Genomic DNA, 23,434 nt, shown 5'->3' with positions numbered 1-23,434 from the left:
GGTGGCCTCGGTATCGTATATAAACGATGGGCCCGACCCCGTGGGACGCTCCGACTCATCGGACGCGAGCGACGCGTACGGTTCCGGTTCCGTGCGTATCGACGAGTCTGAGCTCGAGCCGGCTCGAGCCGCCCGTCCGGAGCTCGATCGGTCCATCGACGACGCGAATCGACGTGGTACTCCCTGCCGACGTGACCGGAATGAGGCGGGGCGACCCGTCGGAAAGCACGTACACGATCGCCACGTTCGGCAGTGAACGGTCGCCGCTTCGGCCCGTCTCAGCGGTCGTCGTTCGACCGATCGTCGACCGATCGTGAACCGTTCGATCGACGTCGATGATCCGCTCGGGGTCGCCGAGCGCGAGTCGGTCGATCCGTGCGGCCGTGATCCCCGTCGGTGCACGTAGCGTCACCGTGGTTCGTGCCGCGAGACTCGGATCGTCGATCGCGACCGATTCGGCGTCGAGCGATCCGATGGCCCGGTCGAGTCGTTCCCCTTCCGTCTCGAGCCGATCGACCGTGGTCGTCGTTCGCGCGTCATTGAGCGCGGGCAACGCGGTTGCGAGGAGAGCGACAGAGACGAGAACTACCAGAACGACGCGTATCACTGCTACAGAACCTCGCGAAGTCGCGAGATAACGTCTCGTTCGGGATCGCCATCCGAAGGATGTGATTCGTCCACGTAGTCGTTTTCGTCGATGTCGACACAGTGCTCGTGTTCGTCGCTCAACTGTTCGCCGGAACACGGATCGGCCATCTCCACGCTTGTCGCTGTCGTCTGTCGGTCGGGCACTGCTGCTCCGATCGCCGAGCCGTCATCAGTAGTGACAGCAGCCGGGCCACGTCCGTGCGATTCGCTTCGACAGTCGTCTTCGTGAGTGTCGCTTCCGTCGGTCGCTCTCGCGAGCGCGAGATCGGCTCGCCGCTCGACCTCGCGGTTGACCGCGCGGATCGCGCCGACGTAGCCACGGACCGCCTGTGTCGCGGCTTCGAGCTCCTCGACGCGCGCTTCAACGTCCGACAGTCGGTCGTCGAGCGTCTCCCGTTCCGCCGCTGCGGTCGCGTCGTCGGGCAGATCCGTGACGGTCCGGTCGTCGTCGGTCAGGGCCCGTTCGACCGCGCGAAGCCGTTCGTGGATCCGATCGTCGGTGGGCTCTTCCGGCATGGGCGGGGTTCGTCCCGGTATCGAACTTAAAGTTGGGGGTGGGGAAAACATATGATAGTCGAATCTCCAGTGTATGGACATGAAAGCCGTTCTCGTCGGCGTCGGAGAGTCGGTCGTCGACACGAGCGAGGTCATCAACACGCTCCGCGCCGGCGGGATGGCCGCAGTCGGGTACGCGTCCGCGCCCGCCGCCGAGGACGCCGGAGAGAACGTCACCACGGTCATGAGCACGACCCGAAGCGCGGTGATGACTGGGTTATCGCTGCCGAACGCGACCGACGCCGATGCCGGTCTGCTCGCGATCGCCGGCAACCCGGACCGTATTTCGCGAAAGGGGACGGAGAAGGCTCGCACGTGGCTTCAAGAGGAAACCGGATCGATGCAGCTCCGCGGCGGTGACTTTCCGCTCGAATCCGACCGGCTCGCCGCGATCGTACTGCTTGCCGGGGTGGAACGCTCCCAGCGAGTGGAGGCGTTCCTGGAGCGAGCGCGACAGGCGGTTCGTGACGAGCGCGACGAGGAGTCGGATCCGGTCGCCGCGTTCGACAACGACCAGATCGACGATCTGCTTTGAGTCGACCCCCGACTCGGGCTCACTCCCGTATCTCGACCCGGTCGCTGACGCTGACATCCGTGGCGGCGCCTGCGGGGAGCTCGACGACCGTGTCCGCCCTGCCGCGTCCGAGTCCGACGAACGGCCGGAGGCGCGTTCGTCTCGTCACCTTCCCGTTCGCGATCCACAGCGCGTCGATGGCAAACGGGACGAAAAGCATGTGAAGGGTCCGCGGTTTTGCCGCGTCGAACGGGAACACAAGCGCGTAGTCGTCCGGTATCGACCGCCGGAACATCAGCCCGCGAGCCTGTTCGAGCGTCGACTCGGCGATGTCGACGTCGGTCGCAAGGGTTCGTTCCTCGTCGCCGTCCACCGGCCGATACACGAGTCGCACGCGTCCGAGGAGGTCACGATCGGATAAATACCTCCCGGAGGGATCTCGCGCCCCGGGCAGCGGGTGGTTTCACGGCTCAGGTGGCGGATGTCCCGCGAGCCGGGCGGCGATCGCGGACGGTTCCTGAGCGGTTACCGTCGTTCGGGCGTCGAGTCCATGGGATCCACCCAAGGTTCGTCGGCCGCGTCGGCCGGGCCCGGCGCGGTGATTCGGAATCGTGCTCCGGTCGCCTTGGGCAGCTGCTCGGCGATCGATCGGTCGGAGGCGACGCGTATCGACCACCCGTGTGCGTCGATGGTTTCACGCACGATGTCGAGTCCGTACCCCGTCCCGTCGGGCTCGGTCGTAAACCCGGGCTCGAACACGCGCTCTCGTTGCGCTGGATCGATACCTGGACCGTCGTCGGCGACGAGGAACCCGTCGTCCGTGGCAGTGACGGTGACCGTTGGTGTCGCGTCGTGCGTTGTGGCCGGATCCCCCGTCATTCCCCCCGATGGCGGTCGAGGATTCGTGTCGTCGGCAGCGGGTTCGGTGCCGTGTTCGATCGCGTTTCGGAACAGGTTCTCGAGTGCCTGCCGGATCCGACTCCGGTCGGCGTACAGACGAGCGTCTCTCCGAACGACCAAGCGCGCCATGTCGGATCCGGTGGTCTCCCACGCATCGTGGACGACGCCGGAGAGCGTGAACTGCATCGGATCGTCTATCCGCCGCCCCTGCTTGGCGAGGGTCAAAAGCTCCGTGATGAGCTGGTCGATCCGCTCGACCCCACGCACCCCACGGTCGAGTGGTTCGGTGTCGTCGTTTAGTTTCGCCATCTCCATCGATCCACGAATTACCGACAGCGGATTCCGAAGGTCGTGTGAGACGATGCTCGCAAACCGATCGAGCCGTTCGTTGCGGTCCGTCAGACGCCTCTCACGACGCTTCCGGTCGCTTATCTCTCGTGAGTTGATAATCAGTCGTCCCGTGACGGCGTCGTCCGGAAGCGCACGGGTTCGAGACTCCAGCCAGACCCAGTCGCCCTCGGCGGTTCGGTACCGGAACTCGAGTGATCCGGTAGCGTCCTCCGCATCGAGTGCCCGGTAGAACCCCTCCGTGACTCGGTCGCGATCGTCCGGATGCACGTGTCCGAGCGGTGACTGTCCCACGAGCGACCCCTGTTCGTAGCCGAGCACCTCCTCGACTGACGGACTTTCGTACCGAACGATCCCCTCGGCGTCGACGACCGTGACGATGTCGGTACCGTACTCCAGGAAGGCACGAAACTGCTCCGGAAACGTCCGATCGGCATCGACCCGTCGCGTCGTAAGCACGCGTCCACCGAACTCCGGCGCGAGTTCGTCGTCGATGACCGACTCCACTCGTACGTATCCTCCCGTTTTGTGCCGGAACCGATGGGTTACGCGTCGAGTGGTCGCGACGCCCGATACGGCGTCGGATATCACCCCGCGCTCGGACGGGTGGACGAACTCGCGAAGCGCTGATCCGACGAACGTCGACCGCTCGTACCCCAACATGTCCGGAACTGACGGCCCCGCAAACACGATCTCACCGTCGGCAGCGACCCCCACGAGGCATCGATCCGCTTCCGGAGCCGGACGCTCTCCGGAACGTGCTGGTCGAGGTGGCTCCTGTGGGGACATGTGCGTACATGAGCGTCTCGCAGCGAGGCATTAAGCTCACACCTCGAAATATCACACCTGATACTTTGACGCCCCTCCTCGATCGGCGTGCCGATATCGGCCTCGAATCCGTCATCGATCCGGTCGCTGCCAGTCAGAAGCGTTAAACGGTCCGCCGGGATATGAGGCCGTGAGGGCGCGTAGCTCAGCGGACAGAGCACTTGGTTCCGGACCAAGATGCCGCGGGTTCAAATCCCGTCGCGCCCGTTCTCTTTCATAACGGTCCACATCCGACAGACGGTGGTACGATACTTATAAAGGCGGCCGTCGTTCTGTGAGTGATTTCGTTATGCGGCATAACGGGGGTCGGAGCCTTCCTGCGATTCGCGCACATCTAAATCAAAGCAGCTGAAGCGGGAGCTACTCGAACGACTCCAGTTTTCCGACGAGTTTCGTATACATGTCAGGTGCGACGTACCAGCCGGCGTCGACCATCGCGTCGATCGTCTCGCGTCCCTGTTCGTGAGTCATCGCTCCCCGTTTGACTGCCGAGAGAATGAGGTACGCGGTCCCTCGCGTCTCGATGTCCTCAACCGCGGCGGCGGACCGGCCGGCAGACTCGTCCATCACAGCGACCCCGTCGCGGCCGTCCGCACAGGCGAGAACTGCTACGTCGGCGTCGCTGAGCCCGGGGTGGCGCTGGAGCCGCTCGGCGGCCGCCGATTCGTCGAGATCGACTGTGACTACTTCGATACGGTCGTCTTCCACGGCGCGTTCGATCCGGCGGGCATCGTCGTAGCCGCGTTCGACGCCGGCCGTCACGACCTCGTGGTGGACCGCCTTCGGAACGATCCGTGGCTCGTCCAGCGTCTCGATGACATCGAGTTGCTCCGCTTTCGCGAGGTAGATCAGCGGGGTCGCATCGAAGATCCAGCTCACAACTCGTCGAGGTCGGCTTCGAGGCCGTCACCGGACACCCACGCGGCGTCCGCGTCCTCGACGAGCTGCGTGAACTCCCAGACCGACAGATCCGCGAACTCGGCGGCCCGTATCAGTGAGACCTCGCCGTCGGCGAAGCGTTCGAGTGCGCGGTCGCGTCGCCACGCCTCGAGTCCCTCCGAGAGGAGCTTTCTGACCGCCGTGCTCCGGTCGAGGCGCTCTTCGTCAAGATAGGCTTCGAGTTCCGCTTCGAGGTCCTCGGGGACCCGCGTGGAGATGGTGGGCATAGTGTTTGCTATGTATACGTTCTATACAAGGGTTTCGGCGTCAAACGGCTGGAGTTATCGCGCGAAGTCGACCTGAAGCGATTCGAGAGGCATGTCGTCCGCATAGAGATGAGGCGGTCACTACCGGTCGACTTCGCCCATAATCGTATCGAGACTTCCAAGCGCAGCGATCAGGTCGGGGATATGCTCACCCTCCGCAATCTCCGGTAATTGAACATCAGCCGCTGACCGGTGAGATCCTCCAAGAGGCTCTGTACCCGTTCCCGCCCATTCATCAAGAAACAAGGCGGATACCTCGGGGTCGTACGGAAATCAAATATTTCTGTGATGACGAGACGCTCCGCGTCTCGAACCACTTGACCCCGAGGCAGTTGACTTCGGTTCGAAGACGTACTGATTATCCATGTTGACGTCATAAAACAGCGTTCCCTCGGGCATTCGATAGAACCGCCAGAGTGCGTAGACATCGGCCATCGCGCCGCCAGTGTTCAACACGAGGATGAAAAATGCCGTCGTGGCGACCAGTGGGATGGGCACTGCGAGCAACGGCAGACAGATGATGGTGATGATGACCAACGGTGCGATGCCGACGCGAAGATTGTGTTCCCGAGAGTGAAACTGGTGAAACACCGCTGCGTAGAACGCTCCCATCCGCCAGTAGACTCCGTAGTTCACGTCGTAGCCGTAGCGCTGGTAGACGACGCCGTGGAGTAGTTCGTGGAAGACAGCGACGGACAGAAACCCAAACAACATCGGAATTCCCACCACGCCGAGCTGCAACACGACCGTGATTTCGTCCGCTGCGGTGGCTTCGAACACGACCCCCAGAACCTCGGTCTCTTGGAACTGAAGCAGAAGCCACCCATAGACGATGGCCGAGACAACGGTGACCACCATCGCAGCCAAAATAACGAGCACCTTGGGGTAGGTGAACTGGTACGGATCGCTGTACTCCTCCGGGGTTGGCGGCGGAGAGACACCCTCAGATTCGGCTTCAACCAACTTGATCGGACTCTTGTCGGTCATAAAAACACGTACTGAATATCTATTCAAAAACTCTTTGTATATCCAACCATTCCCACAGGGTCCATCAACCGTTTACGACATTATCGGTCAGTACCTGCTCTTTGCTGACGATCCGAGCCGCATGTGCTGGCGTTGGCGGAAGTGGCCGCCAGACTCGTTCGACCACGACCACGAGAAGCGTACCGCACCGACCACCACAACGACGACGGTTGCTCGGGGCAGACTCCGACTGCAATCCGAACTTCTACGGTGTCGGTTACGCACGACGACGTATGGGACCCGCACTCGACTCCCTCCGCGGAATCCGTCGACTCGCAGATCGAACGCCTGCCACGCTCACGGTGGTTGGAGTCCTCGGGATGGTCGCACTCGTCGCGTCAGTCGTCATCAGCGTGGTTCCCATTCTCGGTTGGATACTGGGGATCCCCGTGTTAGCCTTCGGTCTCGGAGCCGCGTACGCGGTCACCGACCACGGTCTGTTCACCGGGTCGCTATCGACGGGAGTCGGCGTCGACCTCGTCCGAGAGCGCTGGCTCTCGCTGCTCGGCGCGTACGCGCTGCTCATCGTCCTGTGGCTCGCCGCGTTCTTCGTGCTGTTCGCACTCATGCTCGTGCTCGTCATCGCGGGAACGCTCGTGGCGAGCGCTATTGCTCTGCCCGAGATCGCCAATACCGCCGCAGTCGGGATTCTTTTGGTCGTGTTCGGTGGCGTGTACTTCTGCTGTGCGATGGTCGCGCAGTTCCTGTTTCCCGCTGTCGCCGTCGAGGGACACTCCGCCATGGACGCGGTGACGGTGGCCGCCAGTGTGGTTCGGGACGCGCCGATGTCGGTAGCCGGATTCACGATGATCCGACTCGCGCTGGAGTACGGGCTCATCGCCACCGGGATCGGCGTGGCAGCTGGAGTGGGAGCTCTCGGAAACATCGTCGACGACCTCTTTGGGGGCGTCGCCGCTGACCCCGGCCTCCTCGTCGAGACGTTCGACCTCGTCGGGGGCCTCGCTATCCTCGCCGTCCTACTCGGTGGGGTCGCCGTCGGGCAGGCCCTCCGGATCACGTACACGACCACGTTCTTTACCGACCAGACCCGGAGCTGACCACTGCGAAAACACGACCTACCCTCTGTATCTTGCACGTCGGTCTGACAGAGAAGGCAAAGTTCGTTCACGGGCTGATGACAGGGCGCGAATGCAGCGGAAGCTTCGTCTCGATCTACGAGAGGAGTGATCGGTCAGTACAGAGAATGTACGCATCACGGGTGGGTACTACGATGAATGCCGGGTCACAGCACGTTTTGACGTTGATGCTGTATTTTTCAAATGAACTCAAAGATATGAATCGAACGAGTACGCATCACATTTTCTGAGCGAGAAACTCATCCGTGGATATATTCAACTCACGGACGACACGGTAGACGCCGGCTGACAGCTCTCCCCCGCTGTCGTTTCGGCCCTCCATTCGGGGTCAGGGTTCGATCGGATCGGTCGTTCGGTCGGAATACGCCTGCCCCCAGACGAATCGGAGCAGCAACCCGCCGATCGGGATCCCGAAGACGCCGTAGGTGAGTCCACCGAACAGCAGTTCCCCGAGTGGTATCCACGGGCCGATAGCGAGGACGACGACCACACCGCCGAACGCGACGAGCGAGACCAGCACGACGGCGATCGGTCGTCGGTCGAGCGGATCGAGATCAATTGTTCGCACGGGAAGTTCGAACGTGTCGACGAGGTGATCGGCGTCGGCAGTCGGCCCGAGATACCGTCTGGTCTCATCGTCGCCCCACCCGGTCGTGACGACGATCGTTCGGGTGTCGAGCAGCCGGTCGGCGAGCCGGTCCGGGACGACCTGCACGTCACGGAGGACGGGGATCGACGCCGACCACTGCGGTGTCGCCAGCAGCGTGTCGTACGCGACGATTTCGTCGCCGTACCGGCGGTACTCCAGCGACCCGTATCGGAGATACTCCATCAGTACGCGAAGCGTGAGAGAGCCGAGAAACGCGACGCCGATGGCAACGCTGACGCCGACTGTCAGCACGGGGGACGCGCCGTCACCGAGAACGATCAGCACGACGAACCACACGAAGATGAACGGCATCACGAGAAACGGTGCGCGGCTTCCGACCACGTCGAAGACAGCATCGTACAGTGCCGCACGCCGCTGGGTCGAGACGACGGCGTCAGGACGCCCGTCAGGGACGGATATCGGGCTCGGATCGGTTTCCAACGGATCCGGTCCGGAGAGCCAGCCGGTAACCCGTCCGGTGCCGTCCGTGGCGGCGCGATACGCCGACCACTCGATGAGGAGCTTGACGAGCACGATCACACTCAACACGCCCTCGACGCCGATGACCCCGATGCCGGGAGTCACCATCAGGACGAACACGAGGAAGAACGCCTGTCTCGCCGGCGTCTCGATGACCGCGTACGCAGACGCGGTCTCGTACCCGCCACGGAGGTAGTCGCGCCACGTCTCGATCGACTGACCGACGACCAGGGCGAGCGCGCTCACCAGCACTTCCGGACGAGTGAGGGCGTCTCCGAGGGACACCACGTTCGAGAGGACGACGCCGCCCGCGATCACGAACCAGACGGCGCCGAGGACGACGGTCGTGGCGAACGGTAGGTTGCGCGGATACAGCGGGGGGAGCCACGACACGAGTTCGACGGAGCCGCGCATCTCGGTCAGTTCGTTCGACACGCTCACCACGCTCGATCCCTCGTGATCGGTACGCGGGGGCCGCGCCGCGAACAGCGCCTTCACGCCGGCGAGCGGAAAGGTGAACAACAGTTCCAGCGCGTAGATGGCCACGAGCGTCGCCGGATCCCAGTCCAGCCAGATGACGCCCCCCAGCGGGATCAGGTTCGCTAGAAGGAGCGGAGCGAATCCGAGAGGAGAACGATGAGGTCCGAGATCGGAGGTGGAGGGCATAGAGTGCGTTTCGGACGGGATTGCAAAAGCATACGGAACGGGGACCCCGCTTCCGTTTTCACCGGCTTTGTTGAAATTCTCAGTAGTTGGGATTTTCGCCCCCATCAATCGCTCAGTACAGAGAACTCACCTACCGGCGAGGGCGACGATCTTACCGACATCTGTCAAGAACACCGTGCGAGATCGAGATACAGAGGATGTAGTCAGCACGAGAACCGCTTTATTTTCCTCAAATGAATCCTGAACCAGCCGATAGAATGTGCCTGCTTATTGACAGAGTCACTCCGAAAATGCGGATTCCAAGGGTGTGCGGTCGAGGCCGACAGTGTCGTAGTCCTGCTCGGTCGAAAGAACACACTCCTCGCCGGTCGTGACGAGTCCGGCATGAAGTGCGTCAAATGGTGTGAGCTCGTACTCATCGAGGAACGCTGCGGCGGCCAGAACCGCGTCCTCGTGTTCTTTCGGGACGATCGGAACTAGTTCGAGCAGGTTGGTTACCGCCCGTGGTGCGTCGATCTCATACTCGGCAGTCTCACGGTCGTAGAACAGTACCAGTACCTCGGCATATGCAAGTATCGATGTGTGAATGTCATCGCGCTCGTCGAGGGCGCGGATTGCGGCCTCCTGAAGCCAGTCATCATCCTTTATTAACGCTGTGAGAAAGTCAGTTTCGACGTACACAGGTCACTCCTCACCGGCGTGTGACCGGGCTTCCGCTTCCTCTCGAACCTCTCGAGAGATCGCCTCGCGTGCGTCCGTTTTTAGATCGGCGGCTTCCGTCTCTACGAACGCATCGCCAACGGCAGCTCGGATCCCCGCTATCGGGTCCTCGTCGACGGGGAAGAGAGCGACATGACTCGGGAGTTCGACGATGCGGTACTGGTTACCGAACCTCTCTCGGACGTCTTTTGGGAGATAAATCCGTCCTCGTTCGTCCGTCGATTTTGACATGGTGTACTATCGTGTTGCACGGGAAGATACAAAAATTTTCCCGTTATTATACTATATTTCACGTCTACTTTCCCGTCTCTACCTGTACCGACCGTTCTCTTATCGACTGCTTATCTCGTACTGAGCGGTCCCTGAGTCCCCTGTACTGAGCAAATTGATCTATCCTGATTTCGTCGCTGCGATGTGCCACATTCGCGCCCTGTATCTTGCATACCAGAGTGAGTATCATTCTCATCTGGTAGTATCTCGACCGGTCAGTTCGCATCTTTCATCGACCGGCTGTTTCAGGCTAGAATATATCTGAAGAATAGTATTTCAACAAAGCCTTTTCAGCGTCGCATCGGTTGGCGTTGGCGGTACGTCAGTGTCCGCCAGACCCATTCGACCGGACCGAATCGGAACCGTTCCAGCCACCACACCGACGCCGGAATCTGGATCGCCCAGATCAGGACGACCACCCCTAGTAGCTCAATACGGCTCACCTGTCCGAACAGTCCGAGGCCGTGACCGTAGAAGATCGTCGTCGCAACGACCGTCTGGAGCAGGTAGTTCGTGAACGCGGTGCGTCCGACCGCAGCCAACGCGTTGACGACTCTCCCGTCGCGGAACCACCGACAGAGCAGCATTATCCCGCCAATGTATCCGACCGCCAGAATCGGGGCGCCCCAGTAATTGAACTGGAACGCGAGCGTGAGTACGGGGATCGTCTCCCACGCAACCACCTCACGAACCCACACTCCGATGAGAACGAGTGCGAGTCCGACACTCCCCCCGCCAACGAGGAGCCGTTTGTAAAACCGCGTGCTTCGCCTGTTGGAGAGCACCCCCCACTTGTAGAGCGCCATTCCGACGAGCATCATCCCCCCGAGTGTCCAGAACAACTCCGAGACGAACCCGAGCGTGTGATATTCGACGAGGATCGGGACGCGGTGTGTCACCTGATCGAGCCAGCCGCTCTGATATATCTCGATCTCCCGTTCCGGGGAGAAGTCCGCGCCGAACGCGGATAGCAACTCTTCTTCGAGTTGGAGTCGACCCTCCTCGGGAAGCACGAGATAGCTCACACCCAACAGGAGGTAGAGAAGAGATGGGATCGCGAACAGGACAGCACCGAGCACGAACTGTCGAAGCGGACGCCACTGCCAGACCCAGACTACGATGAACCCGGAGAGCGCGTAGAAGACGAGAATGTCGCCATACCAGAGCAGGTAGGCGTGTCCGAGACCGATGACGAGCAGCCAGAACGTTCTGGAGAAGTGTAGTTTCCGCCCGGGCTGACCCTTCCGTTCCTTCGATTCCAAGAACAGAACCATTCCGGCGCCGAACATGAACGTAAACAGCGTGACGAACTTCCGCTCGAAGAACACGTGACTGACCACCCACGCGACGTAGTTCACGCCGGTGAAGTCTCCATAGAGGGTGGGGTTATACGTCGCGACAGTCGGGAGCGCGAACAGCCAGATATTAATGACCAAGATCCCAAGCAGCGCAAATCCACGAAGCGCGTCGAGGCTAACGATACGATCGGACGGAGCCGTCGGGCCGGAATCGTCAGCGTTCGAGACCGACTCACGACCGTCGGATGAATTGGAGGGCACGGCTGTGGCGTCCCGTTAGTGGATATTAAACATGCCTCCTGAAACGTTCCCTCAGCGACACAGACGGCACGCTGACGGATGGGGAGGTGGTCGACGTCCCGGTCGCATACGGCTTTTCAGTAGGCGGAGGCGCCGGACGAGAAACGACAACCGTGTGAGCGTCTACAACTCGGGGTAGCCTATCCCGTTTCACCTCGCGTGTGAGGGGGTGCCTCTTTTGAGGCGGACCCACCCCAGCGCGGTTCGACCGAGGACGAGCGCGCCGAGAACGCTACCGGCGACGAGCGCGACCAGCGGTGCGAGCACCACGCCACCCCCGTCAGCGACGACGAGGACGTACACGCTCGCCGCGACCCACCAGAGCGTGTAGCCGGCGAGCACGCCGAACACGAGCGACGCTCCGATCCGTCGGGGGCTCGTATCGTCACGTCGCACGCGATCATCGGAGCCGACGAACGTTGAGGCGAGTCGCACGCCGTGTCGCACCGCACGAGCGAGCACCGACGCTGCGAGAAGTCCCGGAACGAGCAGGGTTGCGGGGACGAACGCGGGGCCCACGATCGTGGCGACGATCCCGTCGTCGAAGACGAGCGCTGGCTCGGTCACCCAGACGACGGCAAGAACCACGGTGAGCACGGCCAAAACCGGTTCCACCGTCCGCCGGAGAATCGACGGTGAAACGGGCGAAACCGACGGTCGACTCATCCGTCCACCCCATCGACACCGCCGAATCGTCCCGAAAGCCGCGATCGGAGGAGCCCTTCGAGGAAGCCCACGATCGCGAATCCGACCGCGAGCGGCCCGAGCAAGAGGAGAAACACCGGGCCACCCTCGCCACCGACGAACGTCTGGGTCGCGAGGACCGGCACGACGAGCGCGAGGAAACACGCGATCGGCGTGACAAGTCCACGGGCGACGGCGGCAGCGACCGGGACCGCAGCGGCGATCGCAGTCGTCACGGCGATCACGGGAACGATCCCGGTCGGATTTACGCCGATCCGCGCCATCCACGCCACGACGGCCACGCCGAACGTGCCGCCAACCGCACCGGCCACGAAGACCGCCGCACGTCGATCCAACGGCAGCGGGGGTAGGTTCCGGAGTGGTTCGCCACGGATTCCGCGGTGACCACGGAGGCCGTACTCGACGGCGGCGAGGACAACGAACGTCGCGAGCCAGACGTACCACGTTCCGACGTAGCTCGTCAGGTAGACGGAGCCGTCGACGACGAGGTGCCCCTCGAGTTCAGACCAATTCGGCGCCGGCGAGGCGACGTCCCGATACGTCGCCCACACGAGCAGGATGGGGAGCCCGACGATCGGCGAGACCAATCGCGTGTGGGCAGAGCAAAGCACGGCGAGGAACCCGAACGCGAAGACGAAGACCGCACTGGAGACCGAGGCGAGCGGCCACAGGGAGTCGGGAACGTGACCGAGCCAACGGAACAGGAACTCGACGACGCCGAGGTGGGCGACTCCGCCGAGCGTCGCGACGAGAAGCGTGCGAAGTGAGGGTGAACTCATCGTGATCGCTTCACTCGGACTCCTCGACGACCGCGGTGTACACGGTCCCGCTCACGGCACCGACCGGGAACGTCACCAACCACGTAATCGAGAACCCGAGGGCAATGACGCCGAACGAGAACGCCGCCGCGTTCACGGGGTCGGCACCGGAGAGCCCGAGCACGGCCGACACCGTCAGGATGACCGTGACGGCGAGCAGGCTGGCGACGTACGTCCCGAGCGTACCGAGCAGCCCGGTGACGGGGCCGAAAAACGGAACGTCCGATGGGAGCAGCCGCCACACGGCGACGCCGACCAGGAACGCAGTCGGAATCACGATCGGGAGTGCGAGCCCGGCAAACGCAAACCAGACGACCCCGTCGTTCGACGACAACAGGCCGACCGTCTCACCGGTGATCGCACCGACGGCGAACAGGACCGTTGCGGCGAGCGCGGCGCTTGCGGCCGCATAGCCTGCGCCGACGACTGGCCGATCCGCGCCGGGAAGCCGTCCAGGGCCGTATCGAGTACACGCACGATGGAGGGGTTGTGTGGGGAGGGACCACATATTCTGCAGTATTACAGCCGCCTTGATAGGTGTTCGCCCAAGCACGATCACGAGATGTCGACAGCCCGGAGGCGAACCATGCCGAACAGGACTGGCACCACCGTCCACGCACACAGCACGCCGATCAAGAACGGCTCGACGAGATGTCCGGCAACACCCCCACTCACGTGATCAGCGAGTGACGCGCCAGGATCGCGGTCAAGCAGTCCGAACGAAATGCGCAACGGATACACCGAAGCGCCCCCCAGCGTAGTCGCGATGTCGGCGTACGCCTCGATCGGGTTGAGCCGTTCGAGGAACGGAACCCACGTTCCGACGGTACTGCTCGGGAGGACTAGGTGGGCCGCGTGGTGTATCCCCACGACGACTGGCTCCCAGAGAAACGTCATCGTCATGTAGCCGCCCATGACGACGGCGATCGATCGCGTAGGCGTGGCGGACGCCGCGGAAACGCCGATCGACAGACCGCCGAACGCGAACGCGAACAGGACCGTCGTAACGCCGAGTCCAACCAGTGGCCGAACCGGAACGGAACCGAACGTACCGAGACTCACCAGGATCGCAAACCCAACGGCTGCGACGATCCCGATCGCGAGTGCAGCCAACCCTCCGACGAGTTTGCCTAAGACGATCTCCGTTCGAGACAGCGGCATCCCGAGGAGCATTCTGAGGCTCCCGGACGCACGCTCACCGGACACGGTGAAACAGCCGACGAAAATTGCCGCAAGCGGGACGAGAAGCTGAAACGGAAGTCCGAGATTATTGAACCTGTCTCTGTATCTCCTCGACGATATCGGGGTTCCGCAGGGTGCTCGTGTTGCCCAGCTCGTCGCCGTCGGCGATGTTCTCCAACAGCCGACGCATGATCTTCCCCGAGCGCGTCTTCGGCAGGTCGGGTGTGAAAACGACCTGCTCCGGCCGTGCGAACGGGCCGATCGCCTCCTCGACGCCGGTGACGATCCGGTCGTGCAGCTCGTCGGTGCCCTCGTAGCCGTCCTCGGTGATCACGTACGCGTACACCGCCTCGCCTTTGATCTCGTGGTCGCCGCCGACGACCGCGGCCTCGGCGACGCCATCGACGCCGACGATCGCGGACTCGATCTCCATCGTCCCGAGCCGATGTCCGGAGACGTTGATCACGTCGTCGACGCGGCCAAGGACGGTGATGTAGCCGTCCTCGTCGATCTTCGCGCCGTCCTCCGGGAAGTACACCCAGTCGTCGGGGTCGTCGCTGTCGACGTCGGAGTACTCCGCCCAGTACTCCTCGATGTACCGTTCGTCGTTGCGGTACAGCGTTCGTAGCATGCCGGGCCACGGCTTTTGCACCGTGAGATACCCCGCCTCGCCGGCGTCAACCTCCTCACCCACGGCGTCGACGATCCGGACGTCCACGCCCGGCAGTGGCGGCCCGGCGGAGCCCGGTTTCATCGCCGTGACGCCGGGCAGCGTCGTCACCATCATCCCGCCCGTCTCCGTCTGCCACCACGTGTCGACGACCGGACACTCCTCGTTCCCGATGTGCGTGTAGTACCACTTCCACGCTCGGGGGTTGATCGGCTCGCCGACAGTGCCCAGCAGCCGAAGACTGGAGAGGTCGTGTCGGTCCGGGTAGTCGGTCCCCCACTTCATGAACGCGCGGATCGCGGTGGGTGCGGTGTACAGCTGGGTGGCGTCGTACGCGTCGATGATCTCCCACAGGCGGTCGCGGTCCGGGTGATCCGGCGTCCCCTCGTACATCATCGTCGTCGTCCCGAGCGCGAGCGGCCCGTAGACGATGTACGAGTGGCCGGTGATCCAGCCGATATCGGCGGAACAGAAGTACGTGTCCTCTGGTGTGATGTCGAGGACGGCCTGCGAGGTCCACGACACCCACGAGAGATACCCGCCCGTGGTGTGTTTCACGCCTTTCGGCTTCCCCGTCGTGCCGGAGGTGTACATTAAAAACAGCATATCCTCGGCGTCGCGGGTGACGGGCTCGACCTCGGCTCCCTCCTGTGTGGCGACCAGCTCGTCGTAGTCGGACTGGTCGTCGGTCAGGGCGTGACCGAAGTCATCGCCGTTGTCGCTCAGGCGGTCGACGACGACCGTCGTCGTGTCGTGGTCGACGCCGTCGAGCCCCTCGTTCGCCTTCTCGAGGTGGTCGAGCGGATCGCCGCGTCGGTAGTAGCCGTCGCAGGTGACGAGATACGCGGAGTCGGCGGCGTTCATCCGGGTCGCCAGCGCGTCGGCGGAGAACCCGGCGAAGACGACGCTGTGAGGCGCGCCGATGCGCGCACACGCCAGCATCGCGATCGGCAGCTCCGGGATCATCGGCATGTACATCGTGACGACGTCGTCCTCCTCGACGCCCTGTGCGCGCAGCGCCGCCGCGAACTCGTTCACCTCGCGGTGCAGCTCCGCGTACGTGTACGTGCGGTTCGCCTCGTCGACCGGCTCGCCGACCCACTCGATCGCGACCTCGTCGCCGCGCTCGTCGAGATGACGGTCGAGACAGTTCGCGGAGGCGTTCAGCTCGCCACCCGTGAACCACTCGTAAAACGGAGGGTTGCTGTCGTCCAGCACCTGGTCGTACCCCGTCTCCCACTCGAGAAGGTCGGCCGCGGCCTCCCAACACGCCGGCCAGTTCTCCTCGAACGTCTCGTAGATTCCCTCGTCGGAGACGTTCGCGCCCTCGACGAACGCCGCCGGGGGCTCGAACACCGCCTGCTCTTCCAGTCGGGCTTCCAGTTGACCGTCACCGTCTGTCATGATACGGCCGTACACAACGAATCAATAATAATAAACCGTCGGGATCCCGGGAATCCCGGAGACGAAAGGTTGAAACGCCGCTCGGGCGGAACGACGGTATGGAACTGCGGGTCATCGAGAAAACCGACGCGGAACTCCGCATCGAGATCGCCGGCGAAGATCACACGTTCATGAACGTGTTGAAGGGTGCGCTGTTGGAGACCGACGCGGTCGCCGCGGCGACGTACGACGTCAATCCGGAGCAGTCGGGCGGACAGACCGAGCCGATCCTGACGGTGAAAGCCGAGTCCGGCGACCCACTCGATGCCCTCGAGGCGGCCGCAGCCGACATTACGGAACGCACCGCCGCGCTTCGCGACGCGGTGCAGTCGGCATCGTAGCGCCGTTCGACGATACGCCGGCTCAGCGTCGCGGAGCCTACGTCGCTCGGTTTCATCCCGCTGCATCAGCGACCCCGACGCCTTTATCACTCTTAGACCGTTCGACCGAGCATGACGGGTATCGTCTTCCACGCGACGGAGCAGCGACACGAAATCGTCGAATTTTACCTCGACGTCTTTGATGCGGTGGTTCGACTCGAACAGCCCGACTGCACGATACTCGGGTACGACGGGTTTCTGTTCGGATTCTGTGAGCGTGACCACACCGACGACTGCGGAACACTGACGTTCGTCTTCCCCGACCGGGCCGGGGTCGACGCCGCATACGATCGTCTCGGCGACGCCGCGGTCGACGAACCGCGCGAAAACGCGACGTACGACATATATCAGTGCTTCGGGGTGGATCCGGACGGGCGTACCGTGGAGTGTCAGACGTTCCTCGATGCGGAGGATCGACGGGCGATCGGCGAGTGAACGAGACGAGAGACCCGGCTGGGTCGGACGGAGCGAAGAGTCGGGCTCAGTCGGATGCGTCCGGTTCCGGTAGTCGCTCGGTCGTGCCGTCGGACGCCGGCCGGTCGATCCCGCGGGAGATACCGGGCACGATCCGGTCCGCCGCGCGTCTCGCACCCGGAATGTTCGGCGCGTACGGCCCCACCGTGCCGAGGGCCAGCGCTCCCGTGACGTACAGCGGGGCGGAGCCGCCGTCGGAGCGCCGCCAAGCGAGCGTGTCGTCGTCGAGGATCGGAATGCCCCGGTACCCCCGACCGAGGTCGAGCGCCTCGGCGACGGTGTCGACGAACGGATGCTCGAACACCGGCTCGAACCCGGTCGCGAGCACGACGCGGTCGCCGAGCAGCTCCATCCCGTGGTCCAGCGCGAGCCGAACAGACTCGTCGTCGCTCGCGGCCGACTCGACACATCCCTGAACGAGGGTGATCGAGTCGTCTGCGGTTCGCTCGTCGAGCTCCGTGTAGAGGTACGGCGGAACCGTCGCCGTGTGCCGAGCGTTCTCGACCACCTCGAACCGCTCGCGCGACCCCGGCGGATGGACGTGGAGGTTCTCCTCGATGTGCGACCAGTTGATCCACGGTGGATCCGCCTCGGACACCTCCCACTCGAGCGGGTGTCGGGTGAGCAGCACCACCGACTGGCTCTCGCTCAGCTCGCACGCGAGCTGTGTCGCCGTGATACCCCCGCCGACGACGATGGTTCGGTCGACCGACGCCGCGGGATCGAACCCCTCCCAGACGTGGTCGATGCGGTCGAGACCGCTCGCCCAGTCCGGCCATCGGTACCGGTCGCCGTGGCCGATCGCCAGAACACAGTGGTTCGTGACGACCGGTCCCGTGGTCGTCTCGAGCCGGAGCCCGGCCGCACCGGAGCGGTCGTGGATCGCCTCGACGGTAGCGCGTCGGTGGAGCGTGTCGAGCCCCTTCCGCTCGACGACGGCCTCGGCGTAGTCGGAAAACAGCTCGAGCGACGGCCGCGCCGGGTAATCGACCGTCGGAACGAGCTCGTCCGTTCGGTCGTGCCCCTCGGCGAAGCTCTCGAGACCGAACGGCTCCGTACCGACGTGGTGGACGAACGTCGATCGGAGCCGCTCCATCCCGCAGGCGGCTGCCTTCTCCTGAAACGAGGCGAGCAGTCGCTCGTGGGGATCGATGATGCGTACGTCGGATCTGTCGACCGGGGTGTCTTCGAGAAGCCGCTGGAGGAGGTAGCTGCCATGGACTCCGCCTCCAACGATCGCACAATCGAGCCGTCGGGGTGAGTTGCGTGTCGTCATACGATGCGTCGCATCCGTACTCGAAACCAGCCCGCAGGTGTTAATAAGAATTTTGAATAAGATAATAAGATATATTACTTTGTATGCCTACATTAGTAATACATGGCCGGAGAGACGATACCCGTGACGGTGCTGTCAGGGACGCTCGGTGCCGGGAAGACGACGACGCTCAATCACGTGCTCCGCGAGAGCGGCGACCGGGACCTCGCCGTCCTCGTCAACGACATGGGCGAAGTCAACGTCGACGCGGATCTCGTCGCCGAATCCTCCGACATTTCGGCGGATGACGAGGAGCTCATCGAGCTCTCGAACGGTTGTATCTGCTGTGAGCTGCGCGGCGACCTGCTCGACGCGATCGGTGGACTCACACGCGACCGCGAGTTCGATGCGGTCGTCGTCGAGTCGACGGGCGTCGCCGAGCCGCTTCCCGTCGCGCAGACGCTGACGCTCGGCTTCGACCAGTCGGATCTCGATCCGACCGAGTTCTACGAGGAAACCGGCGTCGAGCCGCTCGAGAACTGCCACCTCGATACGACGGTGACGGTCGTCGATGCCCATCAGTTCATGGAGGCGATGCAGTCGGACGAGATCCTCGACGACGACGGCACGAAAAAACATCTCGGCGATCTGCTCGTCGAGCAGGTCGAGTTCTGTGACATCCTCCTGTTGAACAAATGTGACCTCGTCGACGAGGAGACGCTCGCCGAGGTCGAGGCGACGCTCGAGACGCTCCAGCCACGGGCCGAGATCGTTCGGACGACCCACGGCGAAGTCGCCCCCGACAGTATCGTCGACACCGGCCGATTCGACTTCGAGGAAGCGAGTCGATCTGCCGGCTGGATGCGGGAGCTGCAGGAGCCACACGAGTCTGCCGAGGAGGAGCACGGCGTCACCTCGTTCGTCTTCGAGGCACGGCGACCGTTTCACCCCGAGCGGTTCGCCGACCTGCTCGACGCGTTCCCCGAGACGGTCGTCCGGTCGAAAGGCCACTTCTGGCTCGCCGGCCGCGAGGAGATGGCGCTCATGCTGAACGTCGCCGGGCGATCGATCCGGGTGGCACCCGCCGGACGCTGGGTCGCTGCCTTACCGGCCGAGGAGCGCGTCGAGCAGTTCGAGACACACCCCGAACTCGCGGAGGAGTGGGACGACGAGTGGGGGGATCGCGGAACGCGACTGGTCGTCATCGGAACCGAGATGGACCACGAGTCGATCCGCGACCGCCTCGAGCGCTGTCTCCTCACCGCCGAGGAGATGGAGGCCGACTGGGAGGCGTTCGACGACCGGTTCCCGACGTTCGAGGCTGCCGAGGAAGCGACCGAGGACGAGACGGAGTCTCCCGAAAATGACGGACAAGAAGAGATCGGAATCGCGGACTGAACGCGGCCGTGTGACCGATCGCGGGCCGGAAGCGACGACCCCACCGGCAGGAAGAAAGCCGACACCGGAGTGTCTCGCGGTCGTCGAATCGACCGACTCGGAAGGCGATCTGTGTACGATCTACTCGATCGCCTCCGAGGACTCGCTGGTGACGGCGTGGCTGTCGGCCCACGAAGGCTCGTACTGCACGCTCGAGGAGCGACGGTAACACATCACCATTCCAAGCAACCGATGTCCACGACGTTTCAAACTGCGGTCAACAAGCACGTATCGCCGACGAAGCGCCACGAAGCGATCGACGAACTCGCACGAGCGGGCGAGACGACGAACCTCGCGATCCTCGTCCGAATGGACGGGCTCCCCGGCGAGTTCCGCCGACGCGCCCTCAACGGACTCGCCGGGTGTAACGCCGCGGCGACTCTCGAGGAGCTCGCCGAGGACCAAACTGTCGACCCGTCGCTGAGACGGAGAGCGGAGACGTTGGCATGACGGAACGCGAGGCGTCGACTTCCACGGACGGGGCGACGGGCTCCGCGAGCGAACCGAGTACCGATGCGGACGGAGCGGAGACGCGACGGTCGGAGCAGCGACGCGTCTGTCGTGACACCGGACGGGAACAGGGGCTGGTTGGGGCGTACGATATCTGGCTGTGTCGACAGTCGTTCCGAGAGCTGGCCCGCGAGATGGGGTTTCGAAAGTACGACTGACCGGTCGGAACGGACCGAAGCGGCCTCCACCTCGTATTGGATGAGATCGGTCGTTTGGCTACGGAAACGACAGGCCGAGGCGGATCACTCGCTGTGCGTGTACGACTCGCGCCACTCGACTGCTCGGTCGGCGGCGTCGGCGGGGTCGTCGTAGCGCTCGCGCTCGTACACGCGCCCGTCGGCCGCCTGTTCCATCACGTCGAGGCGAACGACGGCACCGCCGTCGGTTCGTCTGCGAAGCCGCACCGTCGCGTACCCGTCCGACCGCTCCCACTCCGTCACGACATCGTCCGCACGCGAACGCGTCCACTCCATACTCGAAAGGGTCGCCGGCGTCGGGATAAGCGTGCGGGTCCGCGGTTCCACGCTCCGCTCGGCGGTCCGTCGAACCGCGTCAACCCTCCGTATCGGGTCCGGGAGTGTACTTACACCGCGGGCAGACGGGGTAGCCGAGGGTGTCGTACGGCACCGACGTGGACGGCGCCGTAGTTTCACATTTCGGACATTCAAACGTCGCTGAATCCTGGGCTGCCATGAGTACGAATAGCGCATCCGAGCATATAGTAACGCGCTGCTTATACGACCCGCTCGACACCTTCATTTATATATTCGTGTCGGACGGATCTTCTGTATGTCCGATGATGTGTACGTGAGACGACGAAAGCGAGCGGCGAGGCGGTGCCGCGAGACCGAGGCCGACGCGATCGTCTGTTTCCCGAGCCGGAACCTCCAGTACCTTACGGGCTACACGGAAGAGCCCGGCGAGCGCCACCTGCTTCTCGTCGTCCCCGCCGGCGGCGACCCGGGATTCCTCGTTCCGAAGCTGTCCGCCGCCCGGATTCGCGACGCCACGTCGGTCGATGACATCCGAACGTGGAGCGACGGCGACGATCCGGTCGTCGCGGTTCGCGAACTGCTCGCCGACCGTGGCGTGCGGGCGGGTCACCTCCTCGTCGACGATACGATGTGGGCGCGGTTCACGCAGGATCTCCGGACCGCCGCGCCGGACGCGACGTGGGGACTCGCGAGCGAGGCGCTCGCGGACCTCCGCATCCGGAAGGACGAGACGGAGCTGGCGGCGCTCCGCGAGGCGGCCGGGATCGCCGACACCGTCGTCGAGGAGCTGCGGGAGCTCGGAGCCGACGTGGTCGGCCGGACCGAAGCCGAACTCGCGGACTGGATCGACGACCGGCTGACCGCACACGGCGGGACCGAGCCCGCCTTCGAGACGATCGTCGCCGCGGGCGAGAACGGTGCGAAGCCACACCACCATCCCGGAGACACGGCGATCCGCACCGGCGAGCCGGTCGTCGTCGATTTCGGCACCCGGGTCGACGGCTATCCCTCGGACCAGACGCGCACACTCGCGTTCGGCGGGACACCGCCGGAGACGTACCGCCGCGCCCACGAGGTCGTCCGAGAGGCGCAGGCCGCCGCTGTGGACGCGGTCGATCCGGGCGTTCCCGCGGCGACGGTCGACCGCGCCGCCCGAGACGTCATCGCGGAGGCCGGCTACGGCGACGCGTTCATCCATCGGACGGGCCACGGCGTCGGGCTCGACGTCCACGAGGAGCCGTATCTCGTCGCCGGTAACGACCGGGAACTGGAGCCGGGGATGGTGTTCTCCGTCGAGCCAGGCGTGTATCTCGACGGCGAGTTCGGCTGCCGGATCGAGGACCTCGTCGTCGTCACGGCCGACGGCGTCGAACGTCTGAACACGACCGACCGCGGCTGGCGGTGAGCATCCGAAGCCATGGAGGTTGGCCGACGAGCCGCGTTTCGCCGCGAGGGAAACGGCTAGGTGGATGGCGTCGGACGGGCCGGCATGGAGCTCGGATCGGCAGTTCGTGGCGTCACGCCGCCGCTCGTGACGCCGTTCGACGGACCGGACGGAGAGACGGTCGACCACGACGCGCTCGCGAACGTCGTCACGCACGCCGTCGAGGGGGGTGTCGCCGGACTGTTCCCGAACGGCACGACGGGAGAGTTCGCGAGCCTTACCGCCGCGGAGCGCGCTGCCGTCGTCGAGACGACCGTCGCGAACGCCGGCGGTCGCCCCGTCCTCGCGGGCGTCGCCGACACCGCGATCCCGGACGTGCTGGCGCATACGGACCGGGCGGCCGATGCCGGTGCCGACGCCGTCGTCGTCACGCCCCCGTACTTTCACGCCGAGTCCGGCGAGGGCGGAAACCGACGGTTTCTCGAACGGATCGCCGACGACGCGACCCTCCCCGTGTTCGTCTACGACATCCCCTCGTGTACGGGGAATCCGCTGTCGCCCGAGACGGTCGTCGCGCTCGCCGACCACTCGAACGTCGTCGGAATGAAGGACTCGAGCGGCGACTTCGCCGGGTTCTGCCGGCTACTTCGCGAGACGCCCGAGGAGTTCGTGCTCCTGCAGGGGTTCGACGCGCTGCTCCTCCCGTCGCTTCGGATGGGCGCGACCGGCGGGGTGCACGCACTCTCGAACGTGGTCCCGTCGGCGTTCGCGGAGCTCTCTCGGCTCGCACGGACGAGCGAGGGAGAGTCCTCCGCCGCTCGCGCCGAGGAGTTACACGAGGGGATCGGCGCGCTGTTCGACGCCTGCCTCGAGTACGGGTTCGCGCCAGCGACGAAGACCGCGCTGTGCGAGCGCGACGTGATCGAGAGCGCCAGGGTGCGCCCGCCGCTGAAAGCGGCCGAGCCGGACGCGATCGCGGCACCGCTTGTCGGGTTACTGGACTGAAAGCCTGCTCGTCGACGCCTGTACCGCCGAAAGGAAGGAACGTGCGAGCGGGGTGTGTACGGGATGCCGTGTGCCTCGGCCCCCGTGCGGAGTTCGGCGGGCCTCGGTCATAGCTACACCCCCAAATATTTCCGCATCTCCCGCTCATCGCTCTCCGGCAATCTCGCTTCTCG

General features: G+C 64.1%; 26 protein-coding genes, 1 tRNA gene and 3 pseudogenes. 11 read left to right on the top strand and 19 right to left on the bottom strand.

Translation table 11 applies throughout. The annotated features are described in order from the left end of the window. Positions 1-55: 55 nt before the first annotated feature. A complete protein-coding gene (locus ACYQ0R_RS12110) occupies positions 56-607 on the bottom strand; it encodes a DUF7311 family protein (RefSeq protein WP_459824115.1) in 552 nt (183 codons plus the stop codon). 2 nt (positions 608-609) lie between these two features. After that, positions 610-1,164: a DUF7310 family coiled-coil domain-containing protein gene (locus tag ACYQ0R_RS12105; RefSeq protein ID WP_459824112.1), complete on the bottom strand. Its 555-nt coding sequence runs from the start codon at positions 1,162-1,164 to the stop codon at positions 610-612. Positions 1,165-1,261: 97 nt separating this feature from the next. Here ACYQ0R_RS12105 and ACYQ0R_RS12100 point away from each other — a divergent pair. Next, positions 1,262-1,738: pseudogene (locus ACYQ0R_RS12100) on the top strand (FtsZ/tubulin family protein); the annotation flags it as partial. Positions 1,739-1,757: 19 nt separating this feature from the next. Here the strand turns inward: ACYQ0R_RS12100 and ACYQ0R_RS12095 are convergent. Both ACYQ0R_RS12095 and ACYQ0R_RS12090 read right to left on the bottom strand, forming a co-directional pair. Further along, positions 1,758-2,111 (bottom strand): DUF192 domain-containing protein, encoded by a 354-nt coding sequence (locus tag ACYQ0R_RS12095; protein WP_459824109.1) that lies wholly within the window; start codon positions 2,109-2,111, stop codon positions 1,758-1,760. 131 nt (positions 2,112-2,242) lie between these two features. Beyond that, positions 2,243-3,730 (bottom strand): annotated as a pseudogene (locus ACYQ0R_RS12090) (PAS domain-containing protein); the annotation flags it as partial. A 197-nt stretch (positions 3,731-3,927) separates the two neighbouring features. Between ACYQ0R_RS12090 and ACYQ0R_RS12085 the strand changes: the two are divergent. Further along, a tRNA-Arg gene (locus ACYQ0R_RS12085) sits at positions 3,928-4,000 on the top strand. A 153-nt stretch (positions 4,001-4,153) separates the two neighbouring features. On the opposite strand, the gene ACYQ0R_RS12080 is transcribed toward ACYQ0R_RS12085, so the two are convergent. From ACYQ0R_RS12080 to ACYQ0R_RS12065, 4 genes and pseudogenes are all read right to left on the bottom strand, one after another. Beyond that, a complete protein-coding gene (locus ACYQ0R_RS12080) occupies positions 4,154-4,672 on the bottom strand; it encodes a PIN domain-containing protein (RefSeq protein WP_459824106.1) in 519 nt (172 codons plus the stop codon). Next, complete coding sequence (locus tag ACYQ0R_RS12075) at positions 4,669-4,959, bottom strand: hypothetical protein (RefSeq protein ID WP_459824103.1); 291 nt, start codon at positions 4,957-4,959, stop codon at positions 4,669-4,671. The genes ACYQ0R_RS12080 and ACYQ0R_RS12075 overlap by 4 nt, the downstream gene beginning before the upstream one ends. Positions 4,960-5,079: 120 nt before the next feature. Then, positions 5,080-5,169 (bottom strand): annotated as a pseudogene (locus ACYQ0R_RS12070) (NADH-quinone oxidoreductase subunit D-related protein); the annotation flags it as partial. A 102-nt stretch (positions 5,170-5,271) separates the two neighbouring features. Beyond that, positions 5,272-5,985, bottom strand: coding sequence for a DUF3267 domain-containing protein (locus ACYQ0R_RS12065; RefSeq protein ID WP_459824100.1), 714 nt, complete (start codon positions 5,983-5,985; stop codon positions 5,272-5,274). Positions 5,986-6,257: 272 nt separating this feature from the next. Between ACYQ0R_RS12065 and ACYQ0R_RS12060 the strand changes: the two genes are divergently transcribed. Further along, complete coding sequence (locus tag ACYQ0R_RS12060) at positions 6,258-7,082, top strand: DUF7847 domain-containing protein (RefSeq protein WP_459824097.1); 825 nt, start codon at positions 6,258-6,260, stop codon at positions 7,080-7,082. Positions 7,083-7,449: 367 nt separating this feature from the next. On the opposite strand, the gene ACYQ0R_RS12055 is transcribed toward ACYQ0R_RS12060, so the two are convergent. The 9 genes from ACYQ0R_RS12055 to acs form a co-directional block, all read right to left on the bottom strand. After that, positions 7,450-8,916, bottom strand: coding sequence for a DUF6498-containing protein (locus ACYQ0R_RS12055; RefSeq protein ID WP_459824094.1), 1,467 nt, complete (start codon positions 8,914-8,916; stop codon positions 7,450-7,452). Between the two features lie 279 nt (positions 8,917-9,195). Continuing rightward, the gene (locus ACYQ0R_RS12050; RefSeq protein ID WP_459824092.1) at positions 9,196-9,597 is read right to left on the bottom strand and encodes a PIN domain-containing protein; all 402 of its coding nucleotides are present in this window, start codon (positions 9,595-9,597) and stop codon (positions 9,196-9,198) included. 3 nt (positions 9,598-9,600) lie between these two features. Further along, entirely contained in the window at positions 9,601-9,867 is a 267-nt protein-coding gene (locus ACYQ0R_RS12045; RefSeq protein ID WP_459824089.1) for an AbrB/MazE/SpoVT family DNA-binding domain-containing protein, read from the bottom strand. A 329-nt stretch (positions 9,868-10,196) separates the two neighbouring features. Next, positions 10,197-11,465 (bottom strand): DUF418 domain-containing protein, encoded by a 1,269-nt coding sequence (locus ACYQ0R_RS12040; RefSeq protein WP_459824086.1) that lies wholly within the window; start codon positions 11,463-11,465, stop codon positions 10,197-10,199. A 189-nt stretch (positions 11,466-11,654) separates the two neighbouring features. After that, the gene (locus ACYQ0R_RS12035; protein ID WP_459824084.1) at positions 11,655-12,170 is read right to left on the bottom strand and encodes a hypothetical protein; all 516 of its coding nucleotides are present in this window, start codon (positions 12,168-12,170) and stop codon (positions 11,655-11,657) included. Continuing rightward, positions 12,167-12,988: a hypothetical protein gene (locus ACYQ0R_RS12030; RefSeq protein ID WP_459824082.1), complete on the bottom strand. Its 822-nt coding sequence runs from the start codon at positions 12,986-12,988 to the stop codon at positions 12,167-12,169. The genes ACYQ0R_RS12035 and ACYQ0R_RS12030 overlap by 4 nt, the downstream gene beginning before the upstream one ends. Positions 12,989-12,998: 10 nt before the next feature. Continuing rightward, the gene (locus ACYQ0R_RS12025) at positions 12,999-13,535 is read right to left on the bottom strand and encodes a hypothetical protein (protein ID WP_459824079.1); all 537 of its coding nucleotides are present in this window, start codon (positions 13,533-13,535) and stop codon (positions 12,999-13,001) included. A 47-nt stretch (positions 13,536-13,582) separates the two neighbouring features. Next, the gene (locus ACYQ0R_RS12020) at positions 13,583-14,329 is read right to left on the bottom strand and encodes an ABC transporter permease (protein ID WP_459825758.1); all 747 of its coding nucleotides are present in this window, start codon (positions 14,327-14,329) and stop codon (positions 13,583-13,585) included. Beyond that, entirely contained in the window at positions 14,295-16,283 is a 1,989-nt protein-coding gene (gene acs, locus ACYQ0R_RS12015) for an acetate--CoA ligase (RefSeq protein ID WP_459824078.1), read from the bottom strand. The genes ACYQ0R_RS12020 and acs overlap by 35 nt, the downstream gene beginning before the upstream one ends. Before the next feature lie 98 nt (positions 16,284-16,381). Here acs and ACYQ0R_RS12010 point away from each other — a divergent pair, with 98 nt between their 5' ends. Together ACYQ0R_RS12010 and ACYQ0R_RS12005 are read left to right on the top strand one after the other, a co-directional pair. After that, complete coding sequence (locus ACYQ0R_RS12010; protein WP_459824075.1) at positions 16,382-16,663, top strand: DNA-directed RNA polymerase subunit L; 282 nt, start codon at positions 16,382-16,384, stop codon at positions 16,661-16,663. A gap of 111 nt (positions 16,664-16,774) precedes the next feature. Beyond that, on the top strand, positions 16,775-17,137 hold the full coding sequence (locus ACYQ0R_RS12005; RefSeq protein ID WP_459824072.1) for a VOC family protein: 363 nt from the start codon (positions 16,775-16,777) through the stop codon (positions 17,135-17,137). A gap of 46 nt (positions 17,138-17,183) precedes the next feature. Here the strand turns inward: ACYQ0R_RS12005 and ACYQ0R_RS12000 are convergent, their stop codons facing one another. Continuing rightward, positions 17,184-18,452: an FAD/NAD(P)-binding protein gene (locus ACYQ0R_RS12000; protein ID WP_459824069.1), complete on the bottom strand. Its 1,269-nt coding sequence runs from the start codon at positions 18,450-18,452 to the stop codon at positions 17,184-17,186. A gap of 102 nt (positions 18,453-18,554) precedes the next feature. Here ACYQ0R_RS12000 and ACYQ0R_RS11995 point away from each other — a divergent pair, with 102 nt between their 5' ends. From ACYQ0R_RS11995 to ACYQ0R_RS11980, 4 genes are read left to right on the top strand one after another with little or no spacing between them, the layout of a single operon-like run. After that, positions 18,555-19,829 (top strand): GTP-binding protein, encoded by a 1,275-nt coding sequence (locus ACYQ0R_RS11995; RefSeq protein WP_459824067.1) that lies wholly within the window; start codon positions 18,555-18,557, stop codon positions 19,827-19,829. 10 nt (positions 19,830-19,839) lie between these two features. Continuing rightward, positions 19,840-20,037 carry a DUF7511 domain-containing protein gene (locus ACYQ0R_RS11990; protein ID WP_459824064.1) on the top strand — a complete coding sequence of 66 codons (198 nt, stop codon included), beginning with the start codon at positions 19,840-19,842 and terminating at the stop codon, positions 20,035-20,037. Between the two features lie 23 nt (positions 20,038-20,060). Then, positions 20,061-20,318: a hypothetical protein gene (locus ACYQ0R_RS11985; protein ID WP_459824061.1), complete on the top strand. Its 258-nt coding sequence runs from the start codon at positions 20,061-20,063 to the stop codon at positions 20,316-20,318. Next, positions 20,315-20,536, top strand: a complete 222-nt coding sequence (locus ACYQ0R_RS11980; protein ID WP_459824058.1) for a 30S ribosomal protein S14 — start codon at positions 20,315-20,317, stop codon at positions 20,534-20,536. Before ACYQ0R_RS11985 ends, ACYQ0R_RS11980 begins: the two co-directional genes overlap by 4 nt. Positions 20,537-20,620: 84 nt before the next feature. Here the strand turns inward: ACYQ0R_RS11980 and ACYQ0R_RS11975 are convergent, their stop codons facing one another. Beyond that, a complete protein-coding gene (locus ACYQ0R_RS11975) occupies positions 20,621-20,851 on the bottom strand; it encodes a DUF7543 family protein (protein WP_459824056.1) in 231 nt (76 codons plus the stop codon). A 316-nt stretch (positions 20,852-21,167) separates the two neighbouring features. Between ACYQ0R_RS11975 and ACYQ0R_RS11970 the strand changes: the two genes are divergently transcribed. Together ACYQ0R_RS11970 and ACYQ0R_RS11965 are read left to right on the top strand one after the other, a co-directional pair. Then, positions 21,168-22,277 (top strand): M24 family metallopeptidase, encoded by a 1,110-nt coding sequence (locus ACYQ0R_RS11970; RefSeq protein ID WP_459824054.1) that lies wholly within the window; start codon positions 21,168-21,170, stop codon positions 22,275-22,277. Positions 22,278-22,361: 84 nt separating this feature from the next. Beyond that, the gene (locus ACYQ0R_RS11965; protein ID WP_459824052.1) at positions 22,362-23,261 is read left to right on the top strand and encodes a dihydrodipicolinate synthase family protein; all 900 of its coding nucleotides are present in this window, start codon (positions 22,362-22,364) and stop codon (positions 23,259-23,261) included. The last annotated feature ends 173 nt before the right edge of the window (positions 23,262-23,434 follow it).

This window comes from Halorubrum luteum (assembly GCF_054652935.1).
The sequence above is the reverse complement of the archived record's forward strand: the minus strand, read 5'-3'. Positions and strand labels throughout refer to the sequence as shown.

Excerpts from the sequence above, each read along its gene's own strand:
- ACYQ0R_RS12055 (WP_459824094.1), bottom strand. The coding sequence starts at position 8,916 with ATGCCCTCCACCTCCGATCTCGGACCTCATCGTTCTCCTCTCGGATTC.
- ACYQ0R_RS12025 (WP_459824079.1), bottom strand. The coding sequence starts at position 13,535 with ATGTGGTCCCTCCCCACACAACCCCTCCATCGTGCGTGTACTCGATAC.
- ACYQ0R_RS12045 (WP_459824089.1), bottom strand. The coding sequence starts at position 9,867 with ATGTCAAAATCGACGGACGAACGAGGACGGATTTATCTCCCAAAAGAC.
- ACYQ0R_RS12105 (WP_459824112.1), bottom strand. The coding sequence starts at position 1,164 with ATGCCGGAAGAGCCCACCGACGATCGGATCCACGAACGGCTTCGCGCG.
- ACYQ0R_RS12030 (WP_459824082.1), bottom strand. The coding sequence starts at position 12,988 with ATGAGTTCACCCTCACTTCGCACGCTTCTCGTCGCGACGCTCGGCGGA.
- ACYQ0R_RS12005 (WP_459824072.1), top strand. The coding sequence starts at position 16,775 with ATGACGGGTATCGTCTTCCACGCGACGGAGCAGCGACACGAAATCGTC.
- acs (WP_459824078.1), bottom strand. The coding sequence starts at position 16,283 with ATGACAGACGGTGACGGTCAACTGGAAGCCCGACTGGAAGAGCAGGCG.
- ACYQ0R_RS11970 (WP_459824054.1), top strand. The coding sequence starts at position 21,168 with ATGTCCGATGATGTGTACGTGAGACGACGAAAGCGAGCGGCGAGGCGG.
- ACYQ0R_RS12010 (WP_459824075.1), top strand. The coding sequence starts at position 16,382 with ATGGAACTGCGGGTCATCGAGAAAACCGACGCGGAACTCCGCATCGAG.
- ACYQ0R_RS11975 (WP_459824056.1), bottom strand. The coding sequence starts at position 20,851 with ATGGAGTGGACGCGTTCGCGTGCGGACGATGTCGTGACGGAGTGGGAG.
- ACYQ0R_RS11965 (WP_459824052.1), top strand. The coding sequence starts at position 22,362 with ATGGAGCTCGGATCGGCAGTTCGTGGCGTCACGCCGCCGCTCGTGACG.
- ACYQ0R_RS11980 (WP_459824058.1), top strand. The coding sequence starts at position 20,315 with ATGACGGAACGCGAGGCGTCGACTTCCACGGACGGGGCGACGGGCTCC.
- ACYQ0R_RS12035 (WP_459824084.1), bottom strand. The coding sequence starts at position 12,170 with ATGAGTCGACCGTCGGTTTCGCCCGTTTCACCGTCGATTCTCCGGCGG.
- ACYQ0R_RS12060 (WP_459824097.1), top strand. The coding sequence starts at position 6,258 with ATGGGACCCGCACTCGACTCCCTCCGCGGAATCCGTCGACTCGCAGAT.
- ACYQ0R_RS12075 (WP_459824103.1), bottom strand. The coding sequence starts at position 4,959 with ATGCCCACCATCTCCACGCGGGTCCCCGAGGACCTCGAAGCGGAACTC.
- ACYQ0R_RS11995 (WP_459824067.1), top strand. The coding sequence starts at position 18,555 with ATGGCCGGAGAGACGATACCCGTGACGGTGCTGTCAGGGACGCTCGGT.
- ACYQ0R_RS11985 (WP_459824061.1), top strand. The coding sequence starts at position 20,061 with ATGTCCACGACGTTTCAAACTGCGGTCAACAAGCACGTATCGCCGACG.
- ACYQ0R_RS12065 (WP_459824100.1), bottom strand. The coding sequence starts at position 5,985 with ATGACCGACAAGAGTCCGATCAAGTTGGTTGAAGCCGAATCTGAGGGT.
- ACYQ0R_RS12000 (WP_459824069.1), bottom strand. The coding sequence starts at position 18,452 with ATGACGACACGCAACTCACCCCGACGGCTCGATTGTGCGATCGTTGGA.